This is a genomic window from Streptomyces sp. NPDC054840, assembly GCF_053611065.1.
Map to the genome: position 1 here is coordinate 1 of NZ_JBSGZP010000259.1, position 9,461 is coordinate 9,461.

The window sequence follows — 9,461 nt, forward strand, 5'->3', positions numbered from 1 at the left end:
GCCCCGCCCCTTCCTGTTACTCGGCGTCCTCCGCGCCCAGGCCCAGGCCCGGGAGGAGCCCCGGAAGCAGGGGCGGGATGGTGATGTCCGGCTTCGGGTCCTCCGGGGTGCCCGATGAGGGCGCCGCCGACTGACCCGCGGGCGGGTTGAGCAGGTCGCCCGTACCGCCGAGGAGGCCGCCGGCGGGGGGCCGGGAGCTCCCCGAGGGGGACGGCGCGGCAGGGCTGCCGGACGGCGTGCCGGCGGCCGGGGCGGACTGGTGGGCGCCGCTGGGGGTGCCCGGCCTGGCGGACTGGCCGGGGGTGCCTCCGGTGCCGCGGCTCTGCTCCGGTGCCTTGGGGAGCAGGTTCTGCAGCGGCGCCACGTCTTCGTCTATGGCCTGGAAGACCGACTCCACCTCACCGCCCACGTCCGTGAGCTGTGCCGGGAGCTTCTCGCGGAGCTTGCCCCACGTGTCGCGGTGGGAGCGGGAGAACGACGACAGCTTCTGGATCGGGCCGAGCGAGCCGTCCCGTTCGTACGCGGCCTGGAGGAGGCGGTGGCCTTCCTCCGCGTCGTGCTTCACACCCGCCAGGGCCCGGCGGATCGCGCCCAGGGACTCGTGGTCCAGGTCGCCCAGCCGGCCTCGTTCCATCAGCCGACGGGCTTCCGACAGACGGTTCGAGGCCTGGTCGAGATAGAGCTCGCCCCGGTCCGCGTCGTCGTCGGCCATCCCCAGCTTCAGGTCCTCCATGCCCCGCTTCACGGGGTAGAGGTGATCACCGGGCAGGGCGTCGGTGCTGGCAGCGGCCACTCCGCTGAAGGCCCCGGCGGCCACACCCACGGTGAGGCCGCCCGCTGCGATGCCCTTGGACCAGCGGGAGCGGGGCCGCAATTTCCGGAGCGAAGTCGCCCGGTGGGCGCCGCGGCCGGTCCGCTGTTCGGGCACCTGAGGGTCCGAAGCGGCACCGCCCCCGGCCCTCTCCTCCAGCACCATGGCCTCCATGGCGGCAATGAGCTGGGCTCGTTGCACCACTTTGACCTGGGGGTCCAGCACGGGGCGCGGCATTCTTTCGCCGAGCACGCTCGCCAGGGCCAACAGCCGGTCGTGGTCGGCAGGTTCGGCAGGTGCCTCGGACTGCTCGGCCGCCGAGTCCGGATCTGGAAGGTCGGACGGGGTCCGATCCTCCAGGGCCTGGGCGAAGGCGTTCGCCCGCCGGTGCGGGGTCACGTTCGCGATCACTGGCGGCACCTCCTCTCGTCATGACGATCGACTCCCCAAGGTGTCCGGAAGGTTGCCTGCCTTGAGCACATCCACACTTTCGAGTGAGCGGCTTCGGGCAAAGCGTGTCCACAGGGAGCCTGCATCCCGCATAACGAGCGTCGCGGCACTTGGGTTACGGACGAAGGATGATCTGACCACAGCGTCATCGAGGGGTCACCGAATGTGAGGTTGTGTGGTGTCGGAGGGTCAGCGGGCGTCTTCGGGAAGGAGGCGGGCCAGAGTGCGCACCGCCCGGTACTGGAGCGTCTTGATGGCGCCCTCGTTCTTCCCCATCACCCGGGCCGTCTCGGCGACCGAGAGGCCCTGCAGGAAGCGCAGGGTCACGCACTCCTGCTGCTGCGGATTGAGCTTGCGTACGGCCTCCAGCAGGGCCGCGTTGGAGAGGGACTCCAGGACGGAGTCCTCGGGGCTGCGCTCGACCTCGTTCGCGTCGAGCATCTCGCCGGTGGTGACCTCCAGCCGGAACCGGCTGGACTTGAAGTGGTCCGCCACCAGGTTGCGGGCGATCGTCACGAGCCAGGCGCCGAAGTCACGGCCCTGCCAGGTGAAGGTGGAGATCCGGCGCAGGGCGCGCAGGAACGTCTCGCTGGTGAGGTCCTCCGCGGTCGCCTTACCGCCGACGCGGTAGTAGATGTACCGGTAGACCGTGTCGCTGTACTGGTCGTAGAGGCGGCCGAAGGCCTCGGCCTCGCCCGCCTGGGCGCGTTCGACCAGGTCCATCATGCGGGCCTGGTCGCTGTCCGCCGTGGGGCGGCGGTGGGTGGTGGCCTGAGTGCCGGTGGCGGAGGCGTTCGAGCCGCCGGCGGCGCGACCTCGTCTGCCCACCGTCGCGCCGCCGTCGGTCAGGGCATAGCAAGGACCGGCCGGGCCGAGGCCGGCAGGGACCGCGGCGGCGAAGGCGGGGACGGCGTACGCGGTGGGGACGAAGCCGCGCAGGTGGTCGAGGACCGTTGCGCGCAGCTGAGCCAGGCCCGAGGCGTCAACCCCGACAGGTGGGTACACGGGACTCCCAGAGGCAGAGCTTCCATCACGTGCAGTGCGGGACCGTTCATCCATCGTGGCGACAGGTGACCGGTGGCATGCGTTTGAGGAGAATAACGCTTCGTACAGGCGGCGCTACACCCAGTTGCTCAAATCACCGGTTCCGACACTTCTGTTGCGTGTCCAGGGCATATTCAGTCGCAGTTGGTGATCGATTCTTGATCACTTGGATACGCGGAATGGACGCTTCCATGGGGTCCCGCGACCGAGTCGGGCATGCCCGAGTGCCGCGCCCGGGGCGCGGGTAGAGGTGAGCGGATGCCCGGGTACGGGCCCAAGGTCCGGGCGGGCCCGGGGCGCGTGGGCTCCCGGGCCTGGTGTGGTTACTTGCGGCGGCGGTGCAGGGCGATGGCCGCGGCCGCGCCGCCCGCGATCGCGCCGACGCCGGCGGCCGCCGGGACGCCGACCTTCACGGCCTTGCGGCCGGTCCGATAGTCGCGCAGCCGCCAGTCGTTGGTGCGGGCATGTTTGCGCAGTTTTGTATCGGGATTGATCGCGTATGGATGTCCGACCAGCGACAGCATCGGGATGTCGTTGTGCGAATCGCTGTACGCGGCGCAGCGTTCGAGGTCCAGCCCCTCGGCGGCGGCCAGGGCGCGTACCGCCTCCGCCTTCGCCGGGCCGTGCAGCGGCTCGCCGACCAGGCGGCCGGTGTAGATCCCGTCGACGGACTCGGCGACGGTGCCCAGGGCGCCGGTCAGGCCGAGGCGGCGGGCGATGATCGTGGCCGTCTCCACGGGGGCGGCCGTGACCAGCCACACCTTCTGGCCGGCGTCGAGGTGGGCCTGGGCCAGGGCGCGGGTGCCCGGCCAGATCCGCTCGGCCATGTACTCGTCGTAGATCTCCTCGCCGATCGCCATCAGTTCGGAGACCTTGTGGCCCTTGACGATGGACAGGGCGCTGTCGCGGGCGTCCTGCATGTGCTCGGGGTCCTCGACCCCGGCGAGCCGGAACCAGGCCTGCTGCCAGGCGAAGCGGGCGAGCTCGCGGCGGCGGAAGAACTCGCGCTTGTAGAGGCCGCGGCCGAAGTGGAAGATCGCGGCGCCCTGCATGACGGTGTTGTCGAGGTCGAAGAAGGCGGCGGCGAGATCGTCGCCGGCGACCGGGAAGACGGGCTCTTCCGGGGTCTGTCCCGGGCCCTCTTCGGTGAGGGTTTCCGGTTCCGTTTCGGGTTCGGTGAACGGTGGGGCCTCGGCCAGAGCGGTCTTGCGGGCGGCCTCGGCCGAGGCCTCGCCCGCCAACACGCTGCGTGCGGTGGCGGAGCGCCGACGAGGGGGGAGCCATCCGAGAGCGGCCATGACGCGAGCATAGCCACAGTGTTCGGGAGTTCCCGAACCGATGGGATGCGGAGGCGTGAACTCTTCGGGGCGCCGCTGTTACGTGAGGGCGCGGGAGAATGGGTGGCATGAGCCCTCTGTTGCGCCGTAAGGAAAAGAAGCGTCCCGGTGAGCGGACGGTGACGCTCATCGGGAAGCCGGGGTGCCACCTGTGCGACGAGGCGGAGGAGGTGGTCGCGAAGGTGTGCGTCGAGACGGGTGCGCAATGGGAGAAGAAGGACATCTCGCAGGACGAGGAGCTCTACCGGCTGCACTGGGAGCAGATTCCGGTCGTGCTCGTGGACGGCGAGCAGCACACCTTCTGGAGGGTGAACCCTGACCGGCTCCGGCGGGCGTTGGAGGCCTGACCTTCTGCCCGGTTACCATCATGGGCGATTTATGGGGTCTCGGGGGCGTATCTGTGAGGGGTGTGCACGGTTTTGCCCCCTTTGGGATTTGAACGGGTTCGGCGTGCCGATGGTTCCGGCCTTACGTGCCGGAGTTGCGTGACCCCGGTCACTTTGGACGGACAAACCGGACACAATCTTTGTGCACGCGTTCACAAAGGCATAGCCTGCTGTCGACGGGGCGGTCCTGGGACAAGTGGCCGCCTGCAGCCCCGCTCATCCCGCAGGAGCATCGTGGCAACTGGCCGAACTCACCGACCGGCGACCCGCAGCCGAGGTATTCCCGAGGCCACTGTCGCCCGGCTTCCGCTGTACTTGCGTGCCCTCACCGCGCTCTCCGAGCGATCGGTGCCCACGGTGTCCTCCGAGGAGCTCGCGGCCGCCGCCGGAGTCAACTCCGCGAAGCTGCGCAAGGACTTCTCGTACCTCGGTTCCTACGGGACCCGCGGCGTCGGCTACGACGTCGAGTATCTCGTCTACCAGATCTCCCGCGAGCTCGGCCTGACCCAGGACTGGCCGGTCGTCATCGTCGGCATCGGTAACCTCGGCGCCGCCCTCGCCAACTACGGCGGCTTCTCCGCGCGCGGCTTCCGCGTCGCGGCCCTGATCGACGCCGACCCGGCGATGGCCGGCAAGCCGGTCGCCGGCATGTCCGTGCAGCACACCGATGACCTGGAGAAGATCATCGAGGAGAACGGCGTCTCGATCGGGGTCATCGCGACGCCCGCCGGCGCCGCCCAGCAGGTCAGCGAGCGGCTGATCGCGGCAGGCGTCACCTCCATCCTGAACTTCGCGCCCACCGTGCTGTCCGTGCCCGACGGCGTGGACGTGCGCAAGGTCGACCTCTCCATCGAGCTCCAGATCCTCGCCTTCCACGAGCAGCGCAAGGCCGGTGAGGAAGCGGCCGCCGCTGCCGCCGGCGGCTCCTCCGTGGGCGGCGCCGCACCCGCCGCGGCCGTCGTGCCGCCGGCCGGGCGCAGCGCCGCCGAGACGCGCAAGGGCGGGCCCGAGGGCGACGTGCCGGCGGTGATGCCGGCATGAGCCTGCTCGTCGTGGGACTGAGCCACCGCAGCGCGCCCGTGAGCGTGCTGGAGCGGGCCTCGCTGTCCGCCGATGCCAAGGTGAAGCTGCTGCACGACACCCTCGCCGCCGAACCGGCGACCGAGGCCACCGTGCTGGCCACCTGCAACCGGATCGAGCTGTACGCGGACGTGGACAAGTTCCACGCCGGCGTCGCCGAGCTGTCCACGCTGCTCGCGCAGCACAGCGGCGTCGCGCTGGAGGAACTCACCCCCTACCTGTACGTGCACTACGAGGACCGGGCGGTGCACCACCTGTTCTCGGTGGCGTGCGGCCTGGACTCGATGGTCGTCGGCGAGGGGCAGATCCTCGGTCAGATCAAGGACGCGCTGGCGCTGGGGCAGGAGCTCCACACCGCCGGGCGGCTGATCAACGACCTGTTCCAGCAGGCGCTGCGGGTCGGCAAGCGGGCGCACTCCGAGACCGGGATCGACCGGGCCGGCCAGTCGCTGGTGACCTTCGGACTGGAGCAGCTCGCCGTGCGGACGCCGGTAGCCGAGTGGGCCGCGGGCAAGCGGGCGCTGGTCATCGGCGCCGGGTCGATGTCCTCGCTGGCCGCGGCGACGCTGGCGCGGGTCGGTGTCGCCGAGATCGTCGTGGCGAACCGGACCGCCGACCGGGCGGAGCGGCTGGCGGAGATTCTGGTTGCCTCGGGCACCGGGGTCTCGGCGGTGGCCGTGCCGATGGCGCGGGTCGCCGATGAGCTGACACGAGTCGACGTGGTGGTGTCCTGCACCGGTGCGACCGGGCTGGTGCTGAGCGCCGACGACGTGCTGGCCGCCGTGTCCTGGGGCGCCGCCCCGGACCCCGCGCCTCAAACGCAGGCGGGGCCGGAGCAACGGGGCTCCGCCCCGGAGCCCGCGCCTCAAACTCCCCCAGCTCCCGCTGGCAGGGGCCCCCGGGCGGGGCTGGAGTTGGCCGATGTCGTGGCTCGTCTGGCGGCCGCTGCCGAAGGCGGGAGGCGGCTGGCCGATGCCGGGGCGGCTCGGACCATCAGTGCACCCGTGGAGGCCGACGGGTGCCCCGTCGGGCCCGACGGGCGCTCCGCGCTGACCGGGGTCGACGCCAACTCCCTGGAACTGCACGGGACCTGGGCCGACCAGGGCGAGGCCGCCGCACAGCGGCAGCCCCGCAGGAGCACCCGTACGCAGGCCCACGCGACCACCGTCCGGCTCGCGCTGCTCGACCTGGCCATGCCCAGGGACATCGACGCGGCCGTGCACCGGATCCCGGGCGTCCGGCTCGTGGACATCGAGTCGCTCGCGGAGGCGTCCGCCGACGCCCCGATGGCGGCCGACGTCGACGCCGTACGCGGCATAGTCGCCGAGGAGGTGGCGGCCTTCGGGGCGGCGCAGCGGGCCGCGCACATCACGCCCACGGTGGTCGCCCTGCGCGCCATGGCGGCCGAGGTCGTGGCCATGGAAGTGGCGCGGCTCGACGGACGGGTGCCCGACCTCGACGAACGGCAGCGTGCCGAGGTCACCCAGACCGTGCGCCGCGTCGTGGACAAGCTCCTCCACGCGCCGACCGTGCGCGTCAAGCAGCTGGCAAGCGAGCCCGGCGGCGCCGGGTACGCGGAAGCGCTGCGCGAACTCTTCGACCTCGACCCTCAGACGGTTGCTTCCGTCAGCCGGGCGGACGCGGCCGATCCGATGAACGACGACGACCCAGGACGGGCATCATGAACACACGTCCCGACCAGCCGCTGCGGCTCGGTACGCGGCGGAGCAAGCTGGCCATGTCCCAGTCGGGGCACGTCGCCGACGCGGTACGGGCCGTCACCGGCCGGGCCGTCGAGCTCGTGGAGATCACGACCTACGGCGACGTCTCGCGCGAGCACCTCTCGCAGATCGGCGGGACGGGCGTGTTCGTCACCGCCCTGCGTGACGCGCTGCTGCGCGGTGAGGTCGACTTCGCCGTGCACTCGCTGAAGGACCTGCCGACCGCGCAGCCCGACGACCTGGTGATCGCGGCCATGCCGCGCCGCGAGGACGCGCGGGACGCACTCGTCGCCCGGGACGGTCTGACCTTCGAGCAGCTGCCCGACGGTGCCCGGATCGGTACCGGCTCGCCGCGGCGCACCGCCCAGCTCAACCACCTGGCGCTGTCGCTCGGCAAGCGGATCGAGACGGTGCCCATCCGCGGCAACGTCGACACCCGGATCGGCTTCGTCCAAGACGGAGAGCTCGACGCCGTCGTCCTGGCGGCCGCCGGTCTCAACCGGATCGGGCGCGGTGACGAAGCGACCGACCTGCTGTCCGTCGACAGCGTCCTGCCGGCTCCCGGCCAGGGCGCCCTGGCCGTGGAGTGCCTCGCGTCCGACACGGACCTCGTCGCCGCGCTCGGCGAACTCGACGACCCGCACACCCGGGCCGCCGTGACCGCCGAGCGTGCCCTGCTCGCCACCCTGGAGGCCGGTTGCAGCGCACCTGTGGGCGCGTTCGCCGACCTGCTGGCGGACGCTGAGATTGTCAATGAGATGCGCCTGCGCGGCGTCGTCGGAACCCTCGACGGCACCACGCTGGTGCAGCTGTCCACCACCGGTCCCGTGCCCCAGTCGTACGACGAGGCCATGGCGCTCGGCCGCGAACTCGCGGACGAGATGCTGGCCAAGGGCGCGGCCGGTCTGATGGGGGAGCGATCGCTTTGAACCCCTCAATTCCGACCACCTCCGCCTATCCGGCCGTCGCCGCCCACGGACGCGTCACCTTCCTCGGTGCCGGCCCGGGCGACCCGGGTCTGCTGACGCTGCGCGCCGTCGAGGCGCTCGCCGCCGCGGACGTACTGATCGCGGAGCCCGAGGTGCTCGAGGTCGTACGGACTCATGCGCGGGCGAACGTCGACACGCCGCAGCTGACGATTGCTGATGAAGTGTCAGCAGCCGCCGGGGTCCCGGTGATCCGGGACGCGGCCAATCTTGTCATGGAGGCCGCACGCTCCGGCAGGCGGGTCGTGCGTGCCGTCACGGGCGACCCCGGGCTCGACGGCAATGCCGCCGAGGAGATGCTCGTCTGCGCTACCGCCGGTATCCCCTTCGAGGTGGTGCCCGGTGTCGCGACCGCGGTGGGCGTACCCGCGTACGCCGGTGTCCCGCTGCGCGACAAGCAGGGCGCGGACGTGCGGTTCGTCGACGCGAAGACCGCCTCGGCGCGCTGCTGGAGCGAGGTGGGCGCGAGCGACGGCATCCTCGTCGTGTCCGCGACGCTGGAGACCGTCCCGGCGGCCGCCGCCGAGCTGGTGAGTGCCGGGCGCAAGCCCGACACCCCGCTGACGGTGACCGTCGCCGGTACCACCACGCGGCAGCGGACCTGGTGCGCGACGCTCGGCACCATCGCCCAGGTGTTCAAGCAGGGCAAGGTGCTCCCCTCGCCCGAGGGCGCCCGGCCCGTCATAGCCGTGGTCGGTGAGCACAGCGCCGCCGCGCGGCGCGAGGAACTTTCCTGGTTCGAGTCGAAGCCGCTGTTCGGCTGGCGGGTCCTCGTACCGCGGACCAAGGAGCAGGCCGCATCGCTCTCCGACCAACTGCGTTCCTACGGTGCGGTGCCCCACGAGGTGCCGACCATCGCCGTGGAGCCGCCGCGCACCCCGCAGCAGATGGAGCGCGCCGTGAAGGGCCTGGTGACGGGCCGCTACGAGTGGATCGCCTTCACCTCGGTCAACGCCGTGAAGGCCGTCCGCGAGAAGTTCGAGGAGTACGGGCTCGACGCGCGCGCCTTCGCCGGCATCAAGGTCGCCGCGGTGGGCGAGCAGACCGCCGCCGCGCTCGTGGAGTTCGGTGTGAAGCCGGACCTGGTGCCCAGCGGTGAGCAGTCCGCCGCCGGACTGCTGGAGGACTGGCCGCCGTACGACCCGGTCTTCGACCCGATCGACCGCGTGTTCCTGCCGCGGGCGGACATCGCGACCGAGACGCTGGTCGCCGGGCTGATCGAGCTCGGGTGGGAGGTCGACGACGTCACCGCCTACCGGACGGTGCGCGCGTCGCCGCCGCCGGCGGACACGCGCGAGGCGATCAAGGGCGGCGGCTTCGACGCCGTTCTCTTCACGTCCTCGTCGACCGTCCGCAACCTGGTCGGGATCGCCGGGAAGCCGCACAACGTGACCGTCATCGCCTGTATCGGGCCGGCGACGGCCAAGACGGCGGAGGAGCACGGGCTGCGCGTGGACGTGCTGTCCCCGGAGCCGTCGGTGTCCAAGCTGGCGGAGGCCCTCGCCGAGTACGGTGCGGCACGCCGCGAGGCGGCCAAGGAGGCCGGCGAGACGGTGTTCCGGCCGAGCGAGCGACGGCCGGGGGCGCGGCGGCGTCGTACGACGTGAGCGCCTTAGGCCCGGCCGGACTCCGGCCGACGGAACGGG

8 protein-coding genes are annotated in these 9,461 nt (G+C 71.7%); 5 read left to right on the forward strand and 3 right to left on the reverse strand.

What is annotated here, in order from left to right; genetic code table 11:
• Nucleotides 1-16: 16 nt before the first annotated feature.
• The 3 genes from ACWGIU_RS19530 to ACWGIU_RS19540 all read right to left on the reverse strand — a co-directional run bounded on the left by ACWGIU_RS19530 (nt 17) and on the right by ACWGIU_RS19540 (nt 3,603).
• The gene (locus ACWGIU_RS19530; protein WP_453707442.1) at nt 17-1,222 is read right to left on the reverse strand and encodes a DUF5667 domain-containing protein; all 1,206 of its coding nucleotides are present in this window, start codon (nt 1,220-1,222) and stop codon (nt 17-19) included.
• Between the two features lie 228 nt (nt 1,223-1,450).
• Nucleotides 1,451-2,266, reverse strand: coding sequence for an ECF subfamily RNA polymerase sigma factor, BldN family (locus tag ACWGIU_RS19535; RefSeq protein WP_453707444.1), 816 nt, complete (start codon nt 2,264-2,266; stop codon nt 1,451-1,453).
• Nucleotides 2,267-2,628: 362 nt separating this feature from the next.
• Nucleotides 2,629-3,603 carry an HAD family hydrolase gene (locus tag ACWGIU_RS19540; protein WP_453707446.1) on the reverse strand — a complete coding sequence of 325 codons (975 nt, stop codon included), beginning with the start codon at nt 3,601-3,603 and terminating at the stop codon, nt 2,629-2,631.
• A gap of 98 nt (nt 3,604-3,701) precedes the next feature.
• Here ACWGIU_RS19540 and ACWGIU_RS19545 point away from each other — a divergent pair, with 98 nt between their 5' ends.
• From ACWGIU_RS19545 to ACWGIU_RS19565, 5 genes are all read left to right on the forward strand, one after another.
• Nucleotides 3,702-3,989: a glutaredoxin family protein gene (locus tag ACWGIU_RS19545; RefSeq protein WP_453707448.1), complete on the forward strand. Its 288-nt coding sequence runs from the start codon at nt 3,702-3,704 to the stop codon at nt 3,987-3,989.
• 273 nt (nt 3,990-4,262) lie between these two features.
• Nucleotides 4,263-5,069 carry a redox-sensing transcriptional repressor Rex gene (locus tag ACWGIU_RS19550; protein WP_453707450.1) on the forward strand — a complete coding sequence of 269 codons (807 nt, stop codon included), beginning with the start codon at nt 4,263-4,265 and terminating at the stop codon, nt 5,067-5,069.
• A complete protein-coding gene (locus ACWGIU_RS19555; RefSeq protein ID WP_453707452.1) occupies nt 5,066-6,793 on the forward strand; it encodes a glutamyl-tRNA reductase in 1,728 nt (575 codons plus the stop codon). The genes ACWGIU_RS19550 and ACWGIU_RS19555 overlap by 4 nt, the downstream gene beginning before the upstream one ends.
• Nucleotides 6,790-7,758: a hydroxymethylbilane synthase gene (gene hemC / locus ACWGIU_RS19560; protein ID WP_453707454.1), complete on the forward strand. Its 969-nt coding sequence runs from the start codon at nt 6,790-6,792 to the stop codon at nt 7,756-7,758. Before ACWGIU_RS19555 ends, hemC begins: the two co-directional genes overlap by 4 nt.
• On the forward strand, nt 7,755-9,422 hold the full coding sequence (locus tag ACWGIU_RS19565) for a uroporphyrinogen-III synthase (RefSeq protein WP_453707456.1): 1,668 nt from the start codon (nt 7,755-7,757) through the stop codon (nt 9,420-9,422). Before hemC ends, ACWGIU_RS19565 begins: the two co-directional genes overlap by 4 nt.
• Nucleotides 9,423-9,461 lie beyond the last annotated feature (39 nt).

Excerpts from the sequence above, each read along its gene's own strand:
- ACWGIU_RS19540 (WP_453707446.1), bottom strand. The coding sequence starts at position 3,603 with ATGGCCGCTCTCGGATGGCTCCCCCCTCGTCGGCGCTCCGCCACCGCA.
- ACWGIU_RS19545 (WP_453707448.1), top strand. The coding sequence starts at position 3,702 with ATGGGTGGCATGAGCCCTCTGTTGCGCCGTAAGGAAAAGAAGCGTCCC.
- ACWGIU_RS19555 (WP_453707452.1), top strand. The coding sequence starts at position 5,066 with ATGAGCCTGCTCGTCGTGGGACTGAGCCACCGCAGCGCGCCCGTGAGC.
- hemC (WP_453707454.1), top strand. The coding sequence starts at position 6,790 with ATGAACACACGTCCCGACCAGCCGCTGCGGCTCGGTACGCGGCGGAGC.